13 protein-coding genes and 1 pseudogene are annotated in these 22,806 nt (G+C 60.0%); 3 read left to right on the top strand and 11 right to left on the bottom strand.

The genetic code is table 11. The annotated features are described in order from the left end of the window. Positions 1–86: 86 nt before the first annotated feature. On the bottom strand, positions 87–995 hold the full coding sequence (locus F759_RS0125440; protein ID WP_027802353.1) for a LysR family transcriptional regulator: 909 nt from the start codon (positions 993–995) through the stop codon (positions 87–89). Positions 996–1,140: 145 nt separating this feature from the next. Here F759_RS0125440 and gltP point away from each other — a divergent pair, with 145 nt between their 5' ends. Both gltP and F759_RS0125430 read left to right on the top strand, forming a co-directional pair. Further along, positions 1,141–2,466 carry a glutamate/aspartate:proton symporter GltP gene (gltP, locus tag F759_RS0125435; protein ID WP_027802352.1) on the top strand — a complete coding sequence of 442 codons (1,326 nt, stop codon included), beginning with the start codon at positions 1,141–1,143 and terminating at the stop codon, positions 2,464–2,466. A gap of 48 nt (positions 2,467–2,514) precedes the next feature. After that, positions 2,515–3,804 (top strand): aminotransferase class V-fold PLP-dependent enzyme, encoded by a 1,290-nt coding sequence (locus F759_RS0125430; RefSeq protein WP_027802351.1) that lies wholly within the window; start codon positions 2,515–2,517, stop codon positions 3,802–3,804. Between the two features lie 863 nt (positions 3,805–4,667). On the opposite strand, the gene F759_RS0125425 is transcribed toward F759_RS0125430, so the two are convergent. The 10 genes and pseudogenes from F759_RS0125425 to F759_RS0125370 all read right to left on the bottom strand — a co-directional run bounded on the left by F759_RS0125425 (position 4,668) and on the right by F759_RS0125370 (position 22,322). Next, positions 4,668–5,690 (bottom strand): NAD(P)H-dependent flavin oxidoreductase, encoded by a 1,023-nt coding sequence (locus tag F759_RS0125425; RefSeq protein WP_027802350.1) that lies wholly within the window; start codon positions 5,688–5,690, stop codon positions 4,668–4,670. A 176-nt stretch (positions 5,691–5,866) separates the two neighbouring features. Further along, positions 5,867–6,162 (bottom strand): annotated as a pseudogene (locus tag F759_RS38500) (isochorismatase family protein); the annotation flags it as partial. Between the two features lie 768 nt (positions 6,163–6,930). Next, positions 6,931–8,373: an MFS transporter gene (locus F759_RS0125410; protein ID WP_027802347.1), complete on the bottom strand. Its 1,443-nt coding sequence runs from the start codon at positions 8,371–8,373 to the stop codon at positions 6,931–6,933. 55 nt (positions 8,374–8,428) lie between these two features. Further along, a complete protein-coding gene (locus F759_RS0125405) occupies positions 8,429–10,405 on the bottom strand; it encodes an aconitase family protein (RefSeq protein ID WP_027802346.1) in 1,977 nt (658 codons plus the stop codon). Positions 10,406–10,497: 92 nt separating this feature from the next. Next, positions 10,498–11,403, bottom strand: a complete 906-nt coding sequence (locus F759_RS0125400; protein ID WP_027802345.1) for a LysR family transcriptional regulator — start codon at positions 11,401–11,403, stop codon at positions 10,498–10,500. 2,025 nt (positions 11,404–13,428) lie between these two features. Beyond that, positions 13,429–13,695 carry a response regulator gene (locus F759_RS44315; RefSeq protein ID WP_244438906.1) on the bottom strand — a complete coding sequence of 89 codons (267 nt, stop codon included), beginning with the start codon at positions 13,693–13,695 and terminating at the stop codon, positions 13,429–13,431. Positions 13,696–13,856: 161 nt separating this feature from the next. Beyond that, the gene (locus tag F759_RS38495; RefSeq protein WP_051377441.1) at positions 13,857–15,752 is read right to left on the bottom strand and encodes a sensor domain-containing diguanylate cyclase; all 1,896 of its coding nucleotides are present in this window, start codon (positions 15,750–15,752) and stop codon (positions 13,857–13,859) included. A 381-nt stretch (positions 15,753–16,133) separates the two neighbouring features. Continuing rightward, positions 16,134–19,079, bottom strand: coding sequence for a putative bifunctional diguanylate cyclase/phosphodiesterase (locus F759_RS0125390; RefSeq protein ID WP_027802344.1), 2,946 nt, complete (start codon positions 19,077–19,079; stop codon positions 16,134–16,136). 138 nt (positions 19,080–19,217) lie between these two features. Beyond that, a complete protein-coding gene (locus F759_RS0125385; RefSeq protein ID WP_027802343.1) occupies positions 19,218–20,000 on the bottom strand; it encodes an N-acyl amino acid synthase FeeM domain-containing protein in 783 nt (260 codons plus the stop codon). A gap of 1,272 nt (positions 20,001–21,272) precedes the next feature. Next, positions 21,273–22,322, bottom strand: coding sequence for a PDDEXK nuclease domain-containing protein (locus F759_RS0125370; RefSeq protein WP_027802341.1), 1,050 nt, complete (start codon positions 22,320–22,322; stop codon positions 21,273–21,275). Between the two features lie 265 nt (positions 22,323–22,587). Between F759_RS0125370 and F759_RS0125365 the strand changes: the two genes are divergently transcribed. After that, a partial coding sequence (locus tag F759_RS0125365; RefSeq protein ID WP_027802340.1) for a type II toxin-antitoxin system CcdA family antitoxin occupies positions 22,588–22,806 on the top strand: 219 nt, incomplete at its 3' end.

Raw genomic sequence — 22,806 nt, 5'->3', positions numbered from 1 at the left:
GCTCTAGACCAAGCTCCTTCGAGGGCTGCGCACGCCACGTACTTTCGGTTCTGCGATTCGGCGACTTCTACCGCTTTCGCTCTTGCCTAACTTCCCGGATCAAGCAGATTGGAGCAGAAGTCGCACGATTGGGCTGCAAGTCGCGCCACGGCAGCACTGAGCGAATGCGACTGCTCTGCGCGATGCATGGCGACGTATCTGACAGGGGGCAGCGCGGGCACCGTCGGCACGACGACGAGCGTGCGCCGCTTGAGCATGCGCGCAAGGCATGCTTCGGGCAAGTAACTGACGCCGAGCCCCGACAGCGTGAGCCCGATTTGCGCAATGAGGCTGTTGCTTGCCAGCACTCTCTGCAAGGCCACGCCTTGTTCCTCCAGAAACCGGCTGTACACGTAACCCGTTCCCGATAACCCGCCCTGCAAAATCAGCGGAAACTTCGCGATTTCCGCGAGCGGAATGACACGCTTGCCCGGCGCCAGGCGGGCCGCGCACATCCAGGCATTCTGGACCTGACCGACCAGCGTCGACGTGTACGGCTCGACCTCGTGCGTCTGCGGCACGATGATGACGTCTACAGTCGCCGCTGCCAGCCGTTCGCGCAAGGTCGCGTTGAGATCCACCTCTGCTTGGACCTTGACCTTCGGGTATTCGGCCTGAATCGCCGCGATGAGACGCGGCAGCCACGTCAGCGCCGTGAGTTCCGTCACGCCGATGCGAATCTGTCGCACCAGCGCTTCTTTCGAGCTCATGCGCTCGACGATGTATTCCCTCCGTTCGAGCAGTTCTCTCGCGTACTCGAAGAACTCCGTGCCTTTCTCTGTAAGACGCGCACTACGATTCGCGCGATCGAACACGGCGACGCCGAATGCGCGTTCCAGTTCCTGAACGCGCTTGGATATCGCCGATTGAGTGGTGCTCAGTCGCGTCGCGGCTGCCTCGAACGAACCGAGCTGAACGATCCAGTACAAAGCTTCCATCTGCTTAAACGTCAGCATGGCAGTACTTCATATCTCTAAAAGCGATAGTTTCTCATAGAAAAAAATCGCTTTTTTTGTTCATTTTGGCTGCTTACTTTCCCCTTAATGAGTCCCGGCCGAGGCTTCGCTTATCCATATCAACTAGTACGTGTCTGGAGATCGCATGGAATCCGTCATGGAAACACCTCAACCCGATCGCGTGGAACGTAAGCCTCGCGTCGGGCTCGCGTGGCAAATCGTTATCGGACTAGTCGTCGGCATCGCGGTAGGGCTGGTGCTCAACCGTTTCCCGGAGTTTCGCGAATCAGCGATCAACGGCTTTCTGCAACCGGCCGGCGATATCTTTATCCGCCTGATCAAGATGGTCGTCGTGCCGATCGTCTTCACGAGCATGGTGATGGGTATCGCGGGCGTGGGCGACGGGCGCTCGCTCGGGCGCATCGGATTGAAGACACTCGTGTACTTCGAAGTCGTCACGACGATTGCAATCGTGCTGGGTCTCGTGCTCGGCAACGTGTTGCATCCGGGTTTGGGCACTGATCTGTCCCAGCTCGGCCACACCGATATCTCGCGCTATCAGCAGACGTCACAGCAGACGCAGGGACACCACGGGTTCATGGCGCTGTTGCTGAGCATCATTCCCGACAACATCGTCATGGCGATGGGGCGCGGCGATCTCCTGCCGGTGATCTTCTTCTCTGTGCTGTTCGGACTCGGTCTGCAATCCGTGCCTGCTGAATATCGCAAGCCCGTGCTCGCGACCTTCAAAGGCATCAGCGACGCCATGTTCAAGGTCACCGGCATGGTCATGCGTTACGCGCCGTTCGGCGTGTGTGCGCTGATCGCGGTGACTGTCGCGAGTTTCGGCTTTGGTTCGCTGTTGCCGCTCATCAAACTCGTCGCGGTGACCTACCTCGCCATCATCTTGTTCGCGGTGTTTGTGCTCGGCGTCACGGCGCGGCTCTTCGGTTTCAACATCTTCACGCTGCTCCGCGTCATCAAGGACGAACTGATCATTGCGTTCTCGACGTGCAGTTCGGCGACGGTATTGCCGCAACTGATGAAGAAGATGGAGGACTTCGGCGTGCCTAAGAACATCACGACGTTCGTGGTGCCGACAGGCTACACGTTCAATCTCGATGGCGCGTCGATTTATCTCGGCATCGGGACGTTGTTCGTCGCACAACTTTATGGCGTACATCTGGGCCTGCAAGAGCAGATCGTGCTCGTACTGACGATGGTCGTGACGTCCAAAGGGGCTGCAGGCGTGCCCGGCTTCATGTTCGTCATCTTGCTGACGACGCTCGCGAGCGCGGGGCTGCCGCTCGAAGGGCTCGCGTTCATCGCGGGCGTCGACCGGATCATGGATATGGGACGCACTGCGCTGAACGTGGTGGGCAACGCGCTCGCGCCGCTCGTCATCGCCAAATGGGAGGGCCAGTACGACGTTGAAAAGGGCAAGGCTTATATCGCGTCGCTGGAGGCATGAGAGTCGGTGAAGATAGAAATGGAAATCATGGAACGAGGAGTAAATAAGATGCATAGCAATGGCGGGCAGTTGTTTCCCGAGTCGATCATGGAGGAGATCAAACGCAGATTTCACTACGTCGATCACGATGTCGACGGGCGTGCGCGCCTCTTCTTCGACAACGCCGGCGGATCGTTCAGACTGAAATCGGCACTGGAAGCGTTCGCGCAGGTCGATGCGTTGCCGGATTGTCCCGAGCGCATCCACGAACGCGCGCTGGTTTTGCAGGACATTCAGACGCGCGGCGAAGACGACGTCCGCCGCATTCTCAATGCGCGCGATGGCAGCGTGTACCTCTCGCTGACGGCATCGGCGGCGATGTTCGAGATGGTGCGCGCGGTGATGGAGAACGTTCCGGGCACAAATGCCGTGACGACCATTCTCGAGCATCCGTCGTCCTTCGACGCGATGAAGCTGTACTGCGAGCGCACCGGCAAGGCGCTGCGTGTCGCACCAAGCAATGCCGAAACCGGCGGCGTCGATGTCGATGCCATTGTCTCGCTGATCGACGGCGACACGGCGCTATTGAGCGTGATGTACGCATCAAACATTTCGGGCGCGAAGCTGGACATCGCGGCCATCGTCGAACGTGCGCGTGCTCGCAAGCCGGATATCTTCATCATCGTCGATGCGGTTCAGCATGCGCCGCACGCGGTCATCGACCTGCAGAAGACGCCCGTCGACGGCATCAACTTCGCGCCGTACAAGTTCTTCGGATGCCGCGGCGCAGGCGTGGCGTGGCTGTCGGAACGGCTCGCGGAGCTTCCGCATCATCGGCTCGCGGCCAAAGAGAAGGGCGTCTGGGAGCTTGGCAGTCCCGCGCCAGCGCAGTTTGCCGTGGTGAGCGCGATCGTCGATTATGTCGCGTGGATCGGCGCGCAGTTCAGCGACGCCGAAGACCGGCGCGAGCTCTTCGTGCAGGGCATGCAACGCATCGAAGAACATGAGCGAGCGCTGCTCTCGTTGTTGCTCGACGGCGTTGACGGACAGCGCGGGCTGCGAGCGATCGAAGGCGTACGTGTATTCTGGGATCGTAACGATCTGACGCGCCGCGATTTGATTGCGGGCCTCGGCTTCGATTGCCTGGACCCGACCGCCGCCGTGCGCGCCTATGAAGAGCGGGGCGTGATCGTCTATGAGCGGATTGCGACGAGCCTGTACTCGGGGCGAATGTTGAAATCGTTCAACCTCGACGGTGCGGTGCGCATCTCCCCGTTGCATTGCCATGCGCCGGGCGACGTTGCGAGGTTCCTTGCAGTGACGGAGGACATTGTGATCGCGAGTCGGCTTGCCGGATAGCGCAGGGTGAAGCAGAGACGCATTGAGATCTTGTTCCGGTGTCCGGTGCGTCCCGATAGCCAAGTCCGCGTGACAGCTAGTTTGAATGCTGCCTGCAGTGATCCAGGTCTCGTCGCATGGGTGGTTTGTGCCGACGAGGGAGATTCACATGTATCGATTCCAAACGAATGGCCCATTTCAAGCCAGATCCGGCCTGCCGACACGGCGCGCTGAGCGGCAGTCGAAGGTCGGGTGCTCTCCTCCGGCAGAAGGACAGCTGTCGTTCGGCGCAACAGCTGGTGCAACGACCGCAGAGCGACCAATAGCTGCCCTCCGCCGGCGACCGGCCCAATGACCGCAATGGCCGAGAACCAGCCTTGCTAAAACGCCTGCTCAAATGTCTGTGTCAGGTTTGGGATCTGCCTACCGTTGTCCTGCAAGGTCGTTAGCTGCCGCGCCGCGCGCGTGCGTGCGTGGTACGTCGCGCGCAAGTCGTTGGTGCCCTTGCATGCCGTGGTCCACGTTCCGCGGTGTGATCGTAAATTAGGGCAAATGGCTGCCTGCATAGACCGTTTGGTGCAGCCTGCGAGTTTCAGCGAACCACTTATTGCCGAACCGTCTGTGCCAGAGCTTCATTCGCGGAGGAAACGGCGATCGAGATGGCCTTCGCCGCATCCAAGATCGATGACATCGGTGTGCGATCATGCGCTAACGGTCGGTTGACCGGTAAATCGGCCTGATGTCCGGCACAGCAGATTAAGCGCGGTGTTTCAATAGAAAAAAGTTGCAATGAGTTAGAGCGGCGTGGGAAAGATCTTCCGCGCGGTGCCCCACGGTTAATCCAGCGACTACAACGAAAGCTCTTCGGCCAATCGTCGGTCCGGTCAGCCACTCGCCGGCCTGATGCGCGTCGACGCCTCAATTGCTTCGCTCAGAAGGCGATCGATGACCTCGGCGGCAGACGTGCGTTTGTCTACGAGCGCCGACGACTCGCCGGCAAACAATGCCATCTTCTCGAGATCGCCCGTGGTGGTGCGCAATGGCGAGTTAGTGCTGAACTTATAAATGGGGTAGTCCGGTTCTTGTGCGATCACTTCACGCGACAGGAGATAGGGATTGTTGCCCAACAGGTGATCGCCTGCCTCTCTAGTCACGCTGTTGGCCAGCACTCGCACGGGCGCGCCAGGCGGCCAGTTGATTGCATAGAGGTCGGTGTGAACGGTATCGCCGGCCTGCGCCTCAACAATGCGTTGCTTGTGGTAGTCGTGGGCAAACGATTCATGAGTCGCGAGGAACGCGGTGCCGCAATGAATGCCCGACGCGCCGAGTGCAAGAGCGACAATGAGTCCGCCACCAGTCGCGAATCCGCCGGAGGCGACCACCGGGACATGCAGACACCGTGCGATTTCTGGCAGCAGCGTGAGGATGCCTGTGCGTCCACGCACGTGGCCGCCGGCCTCAATTCCCTGAGCAATGACCACATCCGCACCGGCCTGCTCGGATGCAATCGCGTCCCGGAGGGAGCCGACCTGATACAGCACGATCGCGCCTGCATTCTTCGCACGTGCGATTACTTCGGGGAACACGTCCCAGAAGAAGCACATCGCCGGCACTTGCGCTGATAGGCATACTTCGAGTTCGGCCTCGAGAAGCTTGGACTCGGTCCCGGCTGGGATGAGGTTGACCCCGAAGGGCCGATCGGTCACCGCGCGCACGGCAGCGATTTCACGCTCGATGACGTCGGGCGGCTCCCGAACCATGCCGAGCAACCCGAATCCGCCAGCATTCGAAACGGCCGACACGAGTTCGGCGCGCGCAGGGCCTCCCATGCCAGCCGATATGATTGGATGCCGGCAACCGAGTAAGCGGGTTAACGTGGTCTCAAACGGTGCGAGGTTCCCAGTCATGGCCGCTCCTTTGCCTTTCGGGCTTAATGAAGATGCGGCGAACGGAAGGCAACAATACCCAAGGGTCTGCGGGTTGTCGGGCGTTGCGCGCGCTACGCTTCACCATATAGTAGGCCAATCCGGCTTTCAGCCCGGGGAACTGACAGTCTCGGCACAATGGAGCAGACGTCGAACGTCTAGGTGAGCAGCACCAACGCATCCGCGAATGACTGCACCGTACAGCGCGAGACGGATGCGGCGAAGAACAGATGGTTATGTACCACGTGATCCGGGTCGTAACAGCAATCCTTGACCGTGTACGGACGGGAGTCCGCATCGCTCGCGTACGCTGCAAACGCCAGGACAACACCGGTCGACGCAATGCCGACGATGATCAGCGAATCGCACCTTGTGCGAGAACTCATGCCTGCAGATCGATGCAGAACAACACGCTGGCGCGATGCGTGATGATGACCGGTTCATTAGGGCCGCGCAAACCGGTCAGTTTTCGATGGCGGCGACGCAGGAGCACGTGTCGCAATAGGCGCTCACCCACGCGGTTCTGATACAGAGCGCGGCGGCGTGCACAAGCCGCTTTTTCGTTCACACGATATGCGCTGGACTGTGCGCATCGCAGCGGCCTGTACGTTCTTGGGCAGATTTTGTGCCGGAACTGCTCTCGCCATTTTCGCCGGACGTATCCGCTGATCGGATTCGACGTTCGGCACATTGAGCGGGCCGACGTCGAGCGAGCGGTGATGAACGGCGAGATCGACATCGGCGTCTGCTCTTTCCGAATGTCGAGAAACCCGGCAGCTACGGAAGCCACGCTTTGATGCGCTTGCGGCAGCAGTTCTGCGATGCGCCGTCGAAGGATATTGCAGCTCACCAGTACCTGCTGACACGGTCGACGAGGGCGAACAGTCGACGCTGTGCTATTGGGACAGGGAAGGACTGGAGCCAAACATCGCCTTTCGCGCGAGTTCCATCGTAGCGCTGCGCGGGCTCGTCGCGCATGGCTTTGGTGTGACAGGGCTCTCGGACATGGTGCTTCGTCCGAGGTCGCTCGAAGGCAAACGTAGAGAAGTGCGGCCGATACTCGACACCGCCTCAGATGGATGCGGGCATGCTGTGGCAGAGGGGCGTGCAGCTAAACCGCCCGGGAACGGCATCGCATCTGTTTCGCATCCACGCATGCGGTAAGTGACGAAGCGTGACCGGCGCCGCTCACAAGGCAACCGGCGCAGGGCGGGCCGAAGATTCAGTGCGAAATGCTTTCGAGCGACTTGCCGAGGGTTCGCGGCCCCATCAGGCCGATCGCGAGGATGACGAGCGTCATCGCACCCGCGATGAAAACGAACACGCCGCTCACGCCGAATTCCCTCAACGTGAAGGCAATGACGAACGAGCTGAATACCGCCGACAGGCGGCTCCACGAATAGACGAAGCCCACCGCGCGCGCACGAATCGCCGTTGGATAAAGTTCCTGCTGGTACGTGTGATAAGTGAACGAGATGATATTACCGGCAAGCGTGAGTAGAACGCCGAGCGTCACGATCGCGACCGCCGCCGAAGCCTGGCTGAACAGCAGGCCGCTCACGATATTGACCGCGGCCATGAAGACGATCACGTGCTTACGCTCGAAGCGATCGGCGATCCAGTAGCCAAGCAGCGGACCGAGCGGCGCGGCAAGGCCGATAACCGTGGTGTACAGCAGGCTGTGCGTCACCGTGATGCCTTGCTTGACGAGCAGGGTAGGCACCCAGTTCGCAAAGCCGTAATAGCCGACCGTCTGGAAGATATGGAAGATGATGAGCATCACCGTGCGGTTGCGATAGGGCGGTTTCCACATATCGGCGAAGCCTGCCTTGCGCGGCACCGGGTCGGCCGGTCCAGGTTCAGGTAGCGGTTTGCCGTGTTGTTGCGCGACTTTTTCTTCGAGGCGCGTGAGAACCTGGTCCGCTTCGCGCATGCGGCCTTTGCTGGCAAGCCAGCGCGGACTTTCCGGCAAGTTTCGCCGGAAATACCAGACAAAGAGCGCGCTGATGCCGCCGAGCAGCACTACCCATCGCCAGCCGTCGAGTCCAAACGGCGATTTCGGCACCAGCAGATATGAAAGAAACGCCACGACCGGCACGGCCGAAAACCCGATCGCCTGACAGATGGCGAAGGCCCGGCCGCGCAGATGCTTCGGCGCGAGCTCGGACATGTAGGTGCCGATGGTGATCAGTTCGACGCCGATGCCCATGCCCGAGATGAAGCGCCACAGATTCAGGCCGTGCGCCGTGTCCTGAAAAGCCATCACCGTGTTCGCCGCCACGTACCACAGCAGGGACCACGTGAAGATGGCCCTGCGGCCGAAGCGGTCGGCCAGAAACCCGCAGGCAACGGTTCCGACAAACAGTCCGGCGAAGAGGGCGGCAACGAAGCTCGCCACGCCGGAGGTGCCGAAAAGACCTGAGGTGGTCGGTGAGAGAATCCCGGTCTTCACAAGACCCGGCGCGACATAGCCGGTAAAGAGAAGATCGTACAGTTCGAAGAAGAAGCCGAGGCTCAGCAGCAGGATCAGCTTCCAGACCGCACGCGTTGCGGGAAGCCGGTCGAGGCGCGCCGAAATCGCCCCGGTGCCGGCGACCGCGGCGGCTTCGGCTCGTGCTGCATCGTCACCGACGCGTAGCGGTGACGCGCCCTCGAGAATGGCCATGTCTGTCTCCGGTATCGTCTTTTGAATAAGTTACTACCTGCGCCGCGGCCATGGGTCACGCCTGCTCATACTGTTCCTGCAGCTCGGCGAACGAAGCGATCTTGCCCACGAGCGCGCTTGCCACAACCGTTGGCGGGCTTGCGAGCCAAACCTGGCCCGGTCCGGAGCGGCCGGGGAAGTTGCGGTTGATCGCACTGATCGTGACCTCGCTCGCCTGGGTAGAGGAGCCGGGTCCGCAATTGGCGCATGCGCCGCACGAGGGTTGTAGAAGAATCGCGCCGGCCTGCTCGAATGCCTCGATATAGCCGCGTTCGACGCAGTAATCGCGAACGTCGGATGTGCCGAACTGAAGATACAGCTTCACGTCTGATGGCACCCGCAGGCCGCGCGCCGCAGCCCACGCCAGCACCTCGTGATAGTGGTCGAAGTCTTCGCGCTTGCCGGCGGTACATGAGCCGCCATACGCGATATCCACGTGCGGGCGCTCCGCGAGATCGCGCAGCCCAATCCCGTTGCCGGGATCGCCGGGCGCGGCGAGCATCGGCGAAATGCCCGCACAGTCAATCTCAATGACGTCGGCGTAGGCCGCGCCCGAATCGCTCGCCATCCAGGGTTCGATGATGAAGTCGATGCCCCGGCGTTGCTTCAGGAATCGGACGGTTTCCGCGTCGGGCGCGACGATTCCCGAGAAGCCGCCGAGTTCGGCCGTCATGTTCGTGAGGGTCGTTCGCTCGTCGGTCGTCAACTGGGCGATCGCGGAGCCGGCGAACTCGAACACCTTGCCGACGCCCGCGCCCGAACGAATCCGGGGCTCGGCGAGAAGGTGCAGCACCAGATCTTTCGCCGTGACGCCGGGCGCGATTGAACCGTTAAAATTCACGCGCAGCGATTCGGGGACGGTCATGCGCACCGCGCCGGTGACGAAAGCATTCGCCATGTCGGTCGTGCCGACGCCGAACGCGAGGCAGCCGAGCGCGCCGCTATGCGGCGTATGCGAATCCGTGCCGACGATCAACTGCCCCGGCAGCGCGTAACGCTCGGCCATCATCGCGTGAGAGATGCCTTCAGAGCCTTCGGTGAAGGTGCTGTCGATCTCGCTCAGATAGCCGTGATTCGTGATTGCGTAGTCGTGAGCGAACTGCCGGTGTGCCGCCGACAACTCGCGGACGTCGGGCAGCAGGCCGTTCCTGACATGCAGATCGCTGTTGTGCGAATACGACAGGTGATCCTCGAACGCGAGAATCGATTCGGGCTCGCGAAGCGTCAGCGGCTTGCCGAACGTGGCATGCAGCATATGTGCCGCCATGCCCGTGTAGTACTCGTGGATGAAACGCCAGTCCGCGCGAGCGAACGCGCCCCTGCCGGGCGTCGGCGTCTCGCCGGCGGCTTCCGTGGCAAGTGCATGACATTCCAGTATTTTTTGCGCGAAGGTGCGCGGCTGCTTATCGGTATCCACACCGGCGGCGGGAGTTACGACCCGGATGTCACGCATGTTTTGCGCGCCATAGCGCAGCAGACCGCCGCTTCTGAGGATCGCGGCAGCGAGGCTGTCGCGCGAGGCTGCGAGTTCTTCAATATCGATCGGCTCGCCCTGCTGGATGCGCTCGATGAGCCCAAAGTCCGTCGATGTGAAAAGACCCAGGTTGTCCGCGTTCTGGCGATAGATGCGCTCGAAGCTCTTCGCGATCACGAGCCGGATGCCGGCGCGGTATTCTGCGAGCGGGCTATGTTCGCGCGACGATCCTTTGCCGTACCGGTTACCCGCCACCGTGACGCGAAAGCCGCCGTTGCGGATGGCGCCGATTCCGATGGGATTTTTATCGCCCGCGCGGAAGCCGACATAGGGGACCCGCCCAAGGCGTTCGTCGAAGCGTGTTAGCACGCTCATCGGCGTGATCTCGTCCGTCGACACGTCGTCTCTCAAGGTTCCAGCCGCGGCTGTGCTGAGATTTGTACCGCCGAGTTGTTGCGCGACCCGTTCGGGATCCGTGCAAAGGAACAGTACCCGGCCAGTCAAGTCCAGTTTTGCCATCTGATTCTCCTTGAACCAGAATCTAGACGGCGGCGCGAGCGCTGCGAAGTGCTGGATTGGCAAGAGGGGTATCGCGATTCGCGATGCCCTCGTTAACCCGCAGGCGAATGCGCCGACTGCGTCAGCGCATCGATCAACGCCTGAACCGCCTTCAGACGCGACGACTTGCGCAGCGCGTGAACGCGCAGCGTGCGGCCAGTCGCCCAGGTTTCGTCGAGCGGCCGGCGCACGAACGCGTGTGAGCCGGCAAACGCGGATGCCGCGCTAGTCGGCACGATGCCAATGCCGAGCCCCGCTTCGACCATCCGGCACTGCGCATCGAAACTGTTAACGGTGACGGCGAGTTTGAGCGGCGTGCGAGCCGCATCGGCGCGTTCCTTAATGATCTGGTCCAACGAGCCACCCGCCTGAAGTGCCACGAGCGGAAAGCAGATGACATTGCTGAACGTCGGCGCTTCGATGGCGGCGAGTTCGTGATCGCGCGGCAACACGACCATCAGCGGATCATCAGCAAAGTGCCACGATTCTAGGCCGGTAGGAGTTTTGCTACCCGCCGAGATGCCGACATCGGCGCGGTCGTCCATGCACGCCCGGATGACCTCGTCGGTGATCTGCTCGGTGAGCGCGATCCGCACCAGCGGGTATTGGGCCTGAAAGGCCTTGAGCCTTTCGGGCAAAAAGCCGACGATTGCCGACGCGTTTGCATAGAGCCGCACGAAGCCGGCAACCTGACCGCTGAGCGATTGCACTTCGCGTGCGAGCGATTGCAACTGGTCGTGGACCGACACGGCGCGCGCAAACGCATGACGGCCCGCCTCGGTCAATTCGACTCCCGACGACGAACGAATCAGCAACGCAATGCCCATTGCCGATTCGAGATCCGCGATGCGCCTGCTCAGTGCCGAAGCTGCGATGTGGTTACGGCCGGCTGCCCGGGCAATCGAGCCCTCCTGCACGACGGCAATAAACAACTCCAGGCTGTACGGATCGATTCGCATACCGCCAGGTTCTCTCTTTTGTGGCTGGATTCGGGACTCGTCGAAGGTGCCCGTCAGTGCGCGCCGCATCGTCTAAAGTCGTCGCACAGGAGAGTGCCGCCTTTATGCATCGATCAGACGCTTCAGTAGCCCACGAGCGTAATGTTAGCAGCAGACGAAGCGACATCGCCCACTTCTATTGTGACGAGCAGAGTCATCTGCGATACAACGCTCAATGTCTCAAGACTGAGCGCGATCGGAGCGGGCAGTGCGGTGCGCGTCGGAACTGGAGGATGAAAGAGCTTCACCCGGAAGGCACCGTTAACTTTCCCGGCAATCAACTGAATCCAGGGACGGGGGTACGTGCCCCCATGCGCATCGCAAATTCGAGCCTTAGACTGCGCCTCGGACTATACGCGCGGGTAAAGCTAAACCGGCGATGTGGCGTAACGAGTGCGCCGGCGCTCGCTCGAGTTGCGCCGCGCACGCCGCGCAGTTGCCACCGCGAGTCGTAGCTTTCCCGCCGCGCCAGCAGAAACGCCCTCAATGATTGCGTGGAACGCCGCGGGCGTATGTGGCTTCCTGCCGCGTGATACAGATCGCGAGCGCGAACGTTACTGGCGCGCGCTGCCTTTTCACTTTGGCTCCATCTCGGTGCTCTGCGTACTTCGGAGCTCAGCGGCAACACGATGGGACATTTTGCTGCGAGCGCGACGCCGATTGGGGCGGAACGCTGGTGGCTCGACGTGCTCGGCAAAGGTGAACGCGAACGACTCGTGCCTGCCCCACTGGGATGATGGGTGAGTCAGGACGGTAGCGCCGCGAGCGCTGTCCTGTCGCTGAAGGCAGACCGTGTATTTCGCGCTGTCCGCGACTGCAGTGACCGCTCCGGAGTTGCAAAGTCTATTCATGCATGACGGTGTGTCGGACAAAGATTCGCAACGTATCCCCGAGCCGCGCGCGGAAATCTTGGAACCATTGATATTGCACGTAGATGCCCGCTCGCCATGACTGGCCGCTTTTTCCGGCCCTCAGGGCACAGCGCGCCATTGTCGACAAGTTCCGCTCTTATGCACAAACCCTGCAGGCTGGCCGATCCGGTACGTACGCTAGGAATGGCGATATAGCCACCTATTGAGGCTTGCTGAATCGCTGCTGGCTGCGGGTCGCCGGATTGTTGCCTTGAAATGTATCGTCTCCCTTTTTTGCGTTGCCCGTCAGTCTTGGAATACGGCAGAAGGCGAGTCGGAAAGCGTGAGCCATGTGGCGCTCGCGATTCGTCCATCGGGCCAGTGAGTCGCCCTCATGTCAACGAGATCATGACTAGCGGCGTCATCGCGGCAGAATTTCTAAGCGCAATGAACATTCTGTCGAGCGAATACCGCACGGGTCCGCGTCGACTGATAGAACTTCGAAGACGGCTGGACCTCGCAGGTGCCGCCGGGCTCAACATGGGGGAAGGTCGCCAGCAACGGCCTCGCTTGGATTTGCGACCGCTGTTGCACCGTCACACAATTGGCGAGTGCGCAAAACGGTCGAGGCAATGCGTTCAGGCTGAAACGTGAAGAAAGAAACCGACGAAGTCGCTGCGCGGGCCTTGCCCCCTGCGCTCAGGCGCGTGCGGTTTTTCCCACGACGCGACAGCAATAGCAACAGCGGCGACGCTGGGTTCCAGCGCTCAGCTATGCGGCCCCGCGCCGGCTGGCGGCGCGTCGGCGCAAACCATTGAACGACCGCGCGTCAGAACGGCTTGGCGAGCCGTGCTTTGAATGAGTGCCCATCTTCATACGTCGAAAGCCGAGACGACCATTCCAGGCGCGGACTGTTTGCGCCCGCGATTCCAGTCAGCACGTGTACGTGCGGAGTTCGGCGATGGCTCAGGGCCAACACCGAGAGTCGATGGCGGCCGAGCGCGACCTGGTGTGGTCCTCGCCTGCACGTAAAATCCGCGCGTTCGTCAGGCGTGCTGCTATGAAAGTGTCGACCGTATCGAGCAGAACCTCGAGCGCGGCCGGCTTACGGAGGAAAGCAGTCCAATAGCGGATTTCATCGGTCGGCTCGGACTAGCCGACAGCAGGAGTACCGGTATGCAGAAAATGCGGGGTGACACTTGATGCGGCAACACAGCTCCCAACCGTCCATTTCTGGCATTTGCAAATCCGTGACAACCAAATCGGGAAAGTTTTCCGCTGTCTTTCGCAGTGCGTCACATCCATTCTCCGCGAGCACGACCTGGTGTCCACGACTTTCCAGCGCCAGTTGCAACGCCCATCGGATTTCGAAGTCATCGTCGACAAGCAGCACGGTGGACATGGTACGGCACCCGGAGAAACACAGTCCGATACGCAAGCCGCGTACCTTCGGACGGTGCCCAAGCCCATTCCAATTTGGCGGCTGCGAACACTGCAACTAGTGCCCATCAACCGGGTCAGTCCACTCGGCCCCACACCAGCAACGGCTCGCGTTAGACGTCTTCATGCGTCTTGCATTGCCCCGACACGGTTCCGTCCAAGACGTTTTGCCATATACAACGCAGAATCGGCTTTTTCAAAAAGGTCGATGGTGTCGGCCGGTTGTCCCAAGGGGGACTGTGCCACGCCGATACTTAGCGTAACCACCCCAAGGGGATTGCCTTCGTGCTCGAGCGCCAACGCCTCGACGGCAGCCCGTATCCGTTCCGCGGTATCGACCGACTGCTCGAGCCTGAAATCATCAAGCACGACAACGAATTCCTCCCCGCCATAGCGGGCGAGTATGTCGGCATCTCTTATGGTAGCTTCGATGCACTTACCCACTTTCCTGAGACATTCATCACCCGCTTGGTGGCCATACCGGTCGTTATAGGTTTTAAAGTAATCGATGTCGGCAAAAAGGACGGCTAGATGTCGAACATCGGCGTCTACCGACAGGGATTGCAACAGCTCATTCAGCTTGCTATCAAGATAGCGTCTGTTTCTCAGGCCAGTGAGGCTGTCGACAAACGCGAGATCATTGAGTCGTTGTTCTTCGGCACTGCGCCGCTGTTCCGACAACACATAGGTGTCAATATCTCTCACGGTAAATGCCAGTGTCGTTTGCTCATCAGACACGTCGGCCGGCATCGCAGCGAGGAAGCTTCGAACCCATATAAAGGTGTTGTCGGCGCGACGGAGTCTGTACTGAACTGATTCGTCCGCAGATGACGCGCTCGCCTTTGTAATCGTTGACTTCAGCTGGTGGCGATCGTCTTCGTGTACAAAGTCGAGTATCTGCCTCCGGAGTAGGATCTGCGGTTGGTATCCTAGGACGCTTGTCGCTCTTGGCGAGACGTACTGAAGCAGTCCTTCAGCCGACAGTTGCATAACGATCTCTTCTGAATGTTCGGTCAACTGTCTGAATCGCCGATGTCCGTCCGCCAGCAATGCGAGAAGCGCGTTGCGCTGCGTTTGCAAGACCGTGATCGGCAGGACGGTCGATAGTGCTGCGACCGTAAACAGCTGCAGCGCCAGCACGCGATCTTGCATCGAGGGAAACGAAAAGAGCCAAAGCGGTCCGGTGCCCCGTACTGTCAACGGGACGGAGATCGCAATGAACAGCAGAGTCCCTACAAGAACAGTCGACAGTTCAGCATGAAAGGCGAGAAGAGCGAGAGGTGGAAGTACCCAGTATAACGAAGGGTAGCTCGTTTGCGAAAAGACCAGCACAGTTACCGCGACGACCATTGCGAGAAGCGAAATCGATTTCGCGCGGCTTCCGCAATTTAGCAAGCTTCGCCACTCGCCAGAAAGCATTACCAGCGTGACCGGTGTGAAAATCAAGATACCCAAAGAGTCGGATATCACCCAGTTTGAAAACGAGGAAAACGGATGGCTGGTGAAGATTCCTTCCAATAGGAGCGCCGCGACAACTCCTGAAAGGATGGGAGCGACAATGCATGCGCCTAATACGAAACGCAGCAGCGCTGTGGGCTCAACCAGGTCTCTGGCAGTCTTTACCCCTGGCAGGATCAGTGCGGCACAACACGTTTCAACGATTCCCGCAAGGGTGAACGAAAGCGCAACATAGAGGGTTTCGTTGCCCAGCAGATTGGCAATGAGCATTCCCATTGACGAGCCAGGCAGGAAAATGGGTTTGTGCCGCCGGCGGAGCACCAGCGTGTGGCCAAGAAGGTAACCATCGACAATCCAGATCGCAACGATCTCGCCCGCCATGGTTTTTAGCTGCCCGCTAATAACAAGCAGCAAAAAGCCTGCAACGAACCCGATTACCCCGATATGAATAGTCCGCGCCAACTCGGCGCGGGTGAACAAACGTCGCACTACCCCGCATACAGACAACAGCTTTTCCATGCTGGCCTTTGGACCGAAGGTCTTCGTCTTCGTTACCGTCATCTCGGTTCCTTACGTCGTCTCGACTATGAGTGCTCCGCCGGCGTTACGGTGTATCGGCCCCCGGGCGCTGGAACTTGAGCAAGCCCACCAAAGCGCGATCCCCCTTTGGCAAGTTGGTAGTATGGCCGGCGAATCGCAGCAAAAGTGGCGCTTTTTCCATAGGTCGAAGAGCTACGATGCGCGTTCACAAAGGTCCTGCAGCCTTCGAACGCCCAAAGATGCGATGTGTACATTGAGGATCCCGTGGATCAGGAGCCGAGCCGGGAAACGTCTAGCTCATGCTGCGGGGGAGCGGGAGCGCGCCGGCGACACGGCAACGCCACGGGCCGCGAACCGGTTCATCGCATGGCGGCGCCATCAGCCGGGGCGCGACTAGCCGCCTCAGACGGTACTTTCCCGCTCAACGCGCTGACTAACAGGGTCGACTCGCAGCGTGTGCTCCGCTCTTAGATAACCTGTCACCTCGGCGTCCGTCACAAAGCTCGCGGCGGAGGAGGCCGCAAGGATGTCGCACGCTTCTTGAGGTTTCGCGATTGCAAACCCTTGTACGTAGTCGACTCCCAGCTCCTTGAGCGCCTGCAAAGTTTGCACATCTTCGACCCATTCGGCGATGCTGCGCATGCCGAGATTGCGTGCGAGGGTAATGATCGCTTCCACGATAGCGATGTCGGCGGGATGATCACACATCGTCCGTACAAACTCGCCGTCTATCTTCAGTGCGTCGGCCGACAGCTTCTTCAGATAGCGTAACGATGTCTGACCTGCACCGAAATCGTCGATTGCGATCTTTGCGCCCATGTCGTGTACGCGGGCGATGAAGCGCTCCGTATGCTCTAGATCGTGAAGCGCAACGCTTTCGGTGATCTCGATGCACACGTATTGGACGACGTCCTGGTGAAGCGCGAACAGCGCAAACAACTCGTCGAGAAAGTGTTCGTCGTTGAGCGAACCACCGCTGAGGTTCACGCACACGAACCGGGTGGTGGAAAGCGACGTGAGGTTGTCGGTGAGCCATGCGAGCGTCGTAGAAAGCACCCACCGGTCGATTGCGACAATGGTGCCCGAGTCCTCGGCAGCGGCGATCAGCTTTGCAGCCGTCGTCACGGAGCCGTCCGGTGCACGCAGGCGTAGTAGCACCTCGAAGTCGAGAGATTCCTCCGGTGCTTGCATCGACATGATCGGTTGCATCATAAGGAAGAGACCCTCTGGCAACCGGCTCTGCCCCAGCGCCTCAATAAAGCTGATTTCGGCGGCGCGCTCCTTGAACGCCGACGCGCCCGTGCGTAGAGCGACGAACCGCGTATTGCCGCCGCGCTTCGCCGTGCGGCACGCGCGGTCGGCATGGGCGAGGGCGTCTGCGACTCGTTCACCCTGCGCGCATTCCACTATGCCGATCGATCCCTTCACCTGGAACGCGCGTGTGCCGACTTGAATCGGCGCGGAGTTGAGCGCGACGATGAGTTCACGGCAGCGCGTTACTGCATCGTCTACGTCCATGTCGGCGAGCACACACACGAATTCGTCACCGCCAATGCGCCCTATGGGCACGTGCGAACCCAGTCGTTCGACAAGGCGTGCGGCAACATGCCGTAGAATTTCGTCGCCGGTGCTGTGGCCGAAAAGATCGTTGAAGAGCTTAAACCGATCGAGATCAAGGTACGCGAGTGCCCACGGGACACTTGCGTCGCACTGCCGGTCGATCGCATGCTCGATGCCGCGGCGGTTCAAGAGGCCGGTGAGAGGATCATGCCAGGCTAAAAAGTGCAGTCGCTCCACTGCTTTCGAGCGATCGGTTACGTCCTCAAGTGAACCTTCGATGAAGCCATTGGCAGAAATCGCCCGCAGCGAATAGCGCCGCGCTTCAGTCTTCCTGTTGGCCGTGCCCTGAATCTCGACGGACGCAGAGTCACCGCGTTCCAGAAGCTCGCGAAGGTCGCGCTCAGCGCCGGCAGCGAAATAGTCGGCCCAGCGGTACTTGCCGTGGTGCTCACGAGGCAGGCTCAGCATCGAGTGAAGCGCCGGATTGGCCCGAACAAAGCCACCTTCTTTGTTCAGTGTGAAAAGGCCGATCGGCGTGACGTCATACGTGTTGCGCAGTTCCATCTCCATTTGCCGGCGGCGCTCGCGCTCTTCGCGCATACGTTCAGCAATAGCGAATGCGCAAAGCATGCTTGAGGACAGCGCCGTCAGTACAGGGCTATGCGTGCCTGCGAGTGTTTTCAGACCAACTGCGGCGGCGAGCACTTCCGACAACGTCGCGAACAGCACGATGCCCATGGACGCGACATACCAGAGCACGGTACGCGATCGCGCCTTGATGACCAACTGCACAAGGAAGTAGGTGAGTACCACGATGCAAAAGCTGGCGCTGGCCCACAGCACGGGAATGAAATGCTCGTAATTCAGCATAAATGCCGCGGCCATCAGCAGGCAGCCTCCATACCGCACTGCATGCAGGCTCCAGCGAAGGCCGATTGTTTTCAGCTCGCGGCGAAACAGTTCTACAAACAACGTGGTGGTCAGCAGGTAATAGGCGGAAAATGTGAACTCCCGCACAACCGCGAGATGGTCAGGCGGAATCAGCCGTCCCAGCCATTCGGTATCGAAGCCCATTGCGTTTGCGGTCAACCGGAGGTTGCCGACTAGCCATGCGGCAAAAATCACGTAAGTCCATTCGCGATTGATGATTGCCGTAACAAACACGAAGATCGCGAGCGTGAGGAGGCCACCGGTGATCAGCGATGCGCCGTTGTGGAAATCAAGGGTTGTTGCCTCGAGCTTGTCGCGGCTCAATGCCGAAGCCGTGATATACGCGGGTCCTGAGAAGGTGGCTCTGCAGAGGATCGGCGTGCGACCGAAACCCTCTACGAGCCTGAGCGCAAAGCCTGCCTTATTGGAGCGCATTTCACCGCTCGCGCCGTGGCGGTCGCCCGCGCCGAGTGGCGAAATAGACGGAGCGGTCCGCCAGCAGGATACCGTCTGCGCATGTCGCGACGGCAGGTCGATGAACGTAGCACCGCCGCCGGCCTCGGCAGGCGGGATCACCGTTAACCAGAATGGGGTTTCCGCGAGATGCGTACTAAAACGTGCAGTGGGCGCAATATTTCGCAAGCGAGCGACGGCGTCGGCGGGTGATAGTGTTGCTGACGGATCCGCAATCACAGCGAAGGTGAGCGGAACTGTCCCTGTTGTATCGAACTGGCGCGGCGCCCAAAGCAGAACTGTGATGCTGCCCAGCGCGATCACAAATGGCGCGACGTAGACAGAGAAGCGCTGGAAAGCCCAGCTTGTCAGTCGGTCCCGAAACGCCCATTTACCGGTTGTCATTTGCTGCTTTTCCCCGTGACTTCAGTGTCGGTCTCATTGCAATGCTGCGGCAGTTGGCGGCGAGGGTCCGAATGTGCTCGCCGCCGATGTGCAAGCCGCCCGAATCTCTTCGGGCGGCTATTTTTCTTTACGCTTTGCTCACCTTGTGCAGACTGTTTCCGGTGCCGCTGTCACGCCACCGGGCACCATATGGCCGCCTTCTCCATCCTGCGTCGGTGTGACGTTGACGTCGATGTCGAGGTGATCCGTTTCGAAAAAGAATCCGACGAACGGATGGTTGGCCTTCGTCCAACGCTGACGGACTAATGCCACTGGCTTCGCCATTACGCGATGTGGTAACCCACCAACGTGCGTCATCGGCAAAAACTCATTATGACCGTACACATCGCCGAACAACATCGCTTCGTATTCCCGGTCGAGTGGTGAACGCGCCGTAATTAGCATCCAGTCAATGCGGTTCTGTGCGCAATACAGATAAAACGCCTTGCATAGCGCGACCTTCACCATCCGACCGATCGCACCGCGCGCGACCCCCAGCCGCGTCGCCTCAGCGAGGCGCGCCTGGTTCAGCCAGTCCGGCAGGCGGACGGACTGTTCTACCGCGAGAGCACCGAATGCGTTCGTCTGCACCCGCATGGTACCGAGGGGGCCGCCATCCAGCCGTGATTGCGCGAGCAGTACGACCGTCCCGGGCGCGGCATCCAACGCCTCCACCCCCATCGTCTCGGCGAATTCCGGCAAGTGACGGCCATACGCGGCGCGGCGCATCACGACCGCCTTTTCCAGTTCCGCCTGACTGCTTACCACCTTTATCGTAAACGGCAACCTTTCCTTTTTCTTGACGGTGTCGTGTGTAAAGTCTTCTCCGAGCGACGAGTAACCCGTATTTTGCGTCAAAAGGACTGAATCGATGCGGTCCATATTTACCCCATAGGCGAATGTTAGTTAGGTTTGTCGCGCCGGAAGCGTCCAACTCGCTGCTAGCGCGACGACCTAGATTCTCACGAACCAGAAGGGTGAAACGCAAAAGCCGGGGAATTCGGATAGCGCATTGTTGACGAGCCGGCCGGGTAGCGGCGACAAATCCCAATCGCCTTTCACGCTGCGGGCGGCCACCGCAATCGAGGCTCTGATCCGGGATGTCATGCTTCCGGCTTTTGCAACGGCATTTCTGCTGATGTCTGCTGCGCTCGCAGGACTGCGCGGTCGGCGCGCCTAGCAGCAGGGCGGTGTGCATCCGAATTTGGTCGTTGTGTGGGGCACAGCCGCCGCAGTTCGCGCGCTGGTCGCTAATATCGGCTCCTGCAAAAGCTCACCGTCATCGCGCGAGTGAAAGCGTCGGACGCAACTAACGGTCAACGCCGCCGGCTTCCGGACGGCACAAAGCGTACAGCCTGCATGTGTCCACAAATTCGGAACTTCAGCTTGCAACCGAAGTCGTTTTCAACGATTTGGCGGCCGGCACCAGCCGCCCGGATGTACAGACCGGTTGCCACCGCAGCCTTGGCGCGATCGATAATGCAACAAGCGATTTCCATGAGACAGTTGGCAAAATCATGAGGATGTAGTCGCTCCAACGTAGTGGCTCCTTCAGCCAGTAGCGGGACGCTGAGACGGCAGTCGGCAGGAAAAGGCGGGCACATGACGGACTACAACGAACTTTGCGCTGTCGGCCAGGTAGCAGTCGGCGCCGTTGCGGACGGGCGCAACAGAGCTAGACTGCCAAAACATCGCCGAAGAGATGAAAGCGCTCGCCCCGGCGATGCATCGTGAAATGGACGGATGGCTCACCCGGCTGATTTAGTCACTCATGCGCTTGGCACCGCTCGGAGGCACCGAGCCTGGGTAACAACTGGCACGAAACACTGACCACGGCATGGCGTTGCGCACAGACGGACGTGTGAAGCCACCGGCCTCAGACGCATGCTGATGCCATCGACGCGCCCGTTCACCAGCGAGCAGGCCTTGGTACCGCCTTCTGGCTAGGCAGACGATGAGTTGGCTAGTTGTACTGGATGACTGTGCCATTCCCGCTGTCAACGCGTCGGGAGAATCGCCGTCATCTGCTGCATCGCAATGTCGATCCATAAATCAGACACGCGCCGTGCGTACGCGCGCGGGAGCGGATTTTGGGGGACGTTTGGCCATTGCTTCGAGCACCGGGATCCGGTCATCGACTTCTGTTAACGCACACTATTCCGGGGCGTCCGGAAAATCGGGACGCAGCTCGGCTTCGATCTGGTCGATAGTCGGTAGATCTGCTTCCAGAGGAGGGGGAACCTCGCGCATGAGCTGGTATTCGGCCACCCCCATCGGTTTGGCCACGCCGCGCAGCGCGTATTCAGCGACGAGCCGGTTGTTCTCCTTACACAGTAGCAGGCCGATGGTCGGCTGGTCTTCCGCCGCTTTGACCTGTGCGTCGACCGCCGATAGGTAAAAGTTCAACTGCCCCGCGAATTCTGGCTTGAACGGCGTCGTTTTCAGTTCAACGACGACATAACAACGCAGCTTCAGGTGGTAGAAAAGCAGATCGATGAAAAACTCGTCTCCACCGACCACCAACCGGTACTGGCGCCCAACGAATGCAAAGCCAGCACCGAGTTCAAGTAGAAAGCGCGTAATGTGTTGTGTGAGCGCACGCTCGATGTCACGCTCTTGGGCATTCTCAGTCAGACCGAGAAAGTCGAATATGTAAGGGTCCTTTAGCGCATCGCGAGCGAGGTCTGACTGTGGAGGCGGCAATCGGTCGGCGAAGTTCGTAACGGCATTGCCGGCGCGTGCGTGGGCAGCTGTCTCGATCTGCATGGTGAGTACGTTTCGCGACCAGCCGTGCTCAAGCGACTTCTCCGCATACCAAAGCCGTCGAGGGGCATCATCCAGCTTGTCCAACAGCGTCACGACGTGGGACCAGGGCAATTGTGCAACAGGCTGTTGCACAAATTCAGGCTGCGGAAAAGCTTGCGCGAGTGCGCGCATGTATTTGAGATTGCGCGGGGAGAACCCCCGCATGTCTGGAAACGCTGCCTTCAGATCGCGTGCGAGTCGGTCGACCACACCAGCGCCCCAGCCCTGCGTCTGCTGCCGATCGAGAATGTCGCGGCCGATCTGCCAGTACAGGGTGACCAGTTCACGATTCGCGCTGGCTAGAGCTCGCTGACGCGCGCGCTCTACCCGGTGCTTGAGCTCGGCGAACCAATGGCGATAATCGTCAGCCCAAGTGGGATTGCCCAAATCTCTGGTCATGCGTTTGGTCGTTGCGTATGGGCTGTCGGACCCAAGATGGATTTTACAGCCGGAGTTGCCAGCAGTCAGCCGGCGACTGGCTGACGCATTATAGCAACCGGTCCAAAAATAAATGTTGATAAAAAACATTATGTCAACTAGCTGATTCATCTTAGGTCCGCCTCGCCTGATTGCGCCGTGTGCTGTCCGTTGGGACCAGCTTACCACTTGCGATCCGTAGCGTGTGTGGACCATAATCCGCATGATATGCAACACGGAGTCGCACATGGGGAAAGCACTCGAAGTCCGGCCGCGTAAATCCACCAATGTCACCTTGCCTCCCGACGTGCTGGCGCGGGCCAAACAGCTTGGCATCAATCTTTCGCGCGCGAGTGAGCGCGGTGTGCGCGAAGAAATCCAGGAGGCCGAGGCGCGGCGGTGGGCCGATGATAACGCCGAACTGGTCGCCGCCTACACGGCGATGGTCGATCGCGACGGGCTTCCG

This window comes from Paraburkholderia dilworthii (assembly GCF_000472525.1).
In the GTDB taxonomy this organism is placed as follows: Bacteria; Pseudomonadota; Gammaproteobacteria; order Burkholderiales; family Burkholderiaceae; genus Paraburkholderia; species Paraburkholderia dilworthii.
Note: the sequence above shows the minus strand (reverse complement) of the source record. Positions and strands in the feature narration are given on the sequence as shown.

What these genes read in the sequence shown, in the direction of transcription:
- F759_RS0125440 (WP_027802353.1), bottom strand. Translation starts at nt 995, where the DNA reads ATGCTGACGTTTAAGCAGATGGAAGCTTTGTACTGGATCGTTCAGCTC.
- gltP (WP_027802352.1), top strand. Translation starts at nt 1,141, where the DNA reads ATGGAATCCGTCATGGAAACACCTCAACCCGATCGCGTGGAACGTAAG.
- F759_RS0125430 (WP_027802351.1), top strand. Translation starts at nt 2,515, where the DNA reads ATGCATAGCAATGGCGGGCAGTTGTTTCCCGAGTCGATCATGGAGGAG.
- F759_RS0125425 (WP_027802350.1), bottom strand. Translation starts at nt 5,690, where the DNA reads ATGACTGGGAACCTCGCACCGTTTGAGACCACGTTAACCCGCTTACTC.
- F759_RS0125410 (WP_027802347.1), bottom strand. Translation starts at nt 8,373, where the DNA reads ATGGCCATTCTCGAGGGCGCGTCACCGCTACGCGTCGGTGACGATGCA.
- F759_RS0125405 (WP_027802346.1), bottom strand. Translation starts at nt 10,405, where the DNA reads ATGGCAAAACTGGACTTGACTGGCCGGGTACTGTTCCTTTGCACGGAT.
- F759_RS0125400 (WP_027802345.1), bottom strand. Translation starts at nt 11,403, where the DNA reads ATGCGAATCGATCCGTACAGCCTGGAGTTGTTTATTGCCGTCGTGCAG.
- F759_RS44315 (WP_244438906.1), bottom strand. Translation starts at nt 13,695, where the DNA reads ATGTCCACCGTGCTGCTTGTCGACGATGACTTCGAAATCCGATGGGCG.
- F759_RS38495 (WP_051377441.1), bottom strand. Translation starts at nt 15,752, where the DNA reads ATGACGGTAACGAAGACGAAGACCTTCGGTCCAAAGGCCAGCATGGAA.
- F759_RS0125390 (WP_027802344.1), bottom strand. Translation starts at nt 19,079, where the DNA reads ATGACAACCGGTAAATGGGCGTTTCGGGACCGACTGACAAGCTGGGCT.
- F759_RS0125385 (WP_027802343.1), bottom strand. Translation starts at nt 20,000, where the DNA reads ATGGACCGCATCGATTCAGTCCTTTTGACGCAAAATACGGGTTACTCG.
- F759_RS0125370 (WP_027802341.1), bottom strand. Translation starts at nt 22,322, where the DNA reads ATGACCAGAGATTTGGGCAATCCCACTTGGGCTGACGATTATCGCCAT.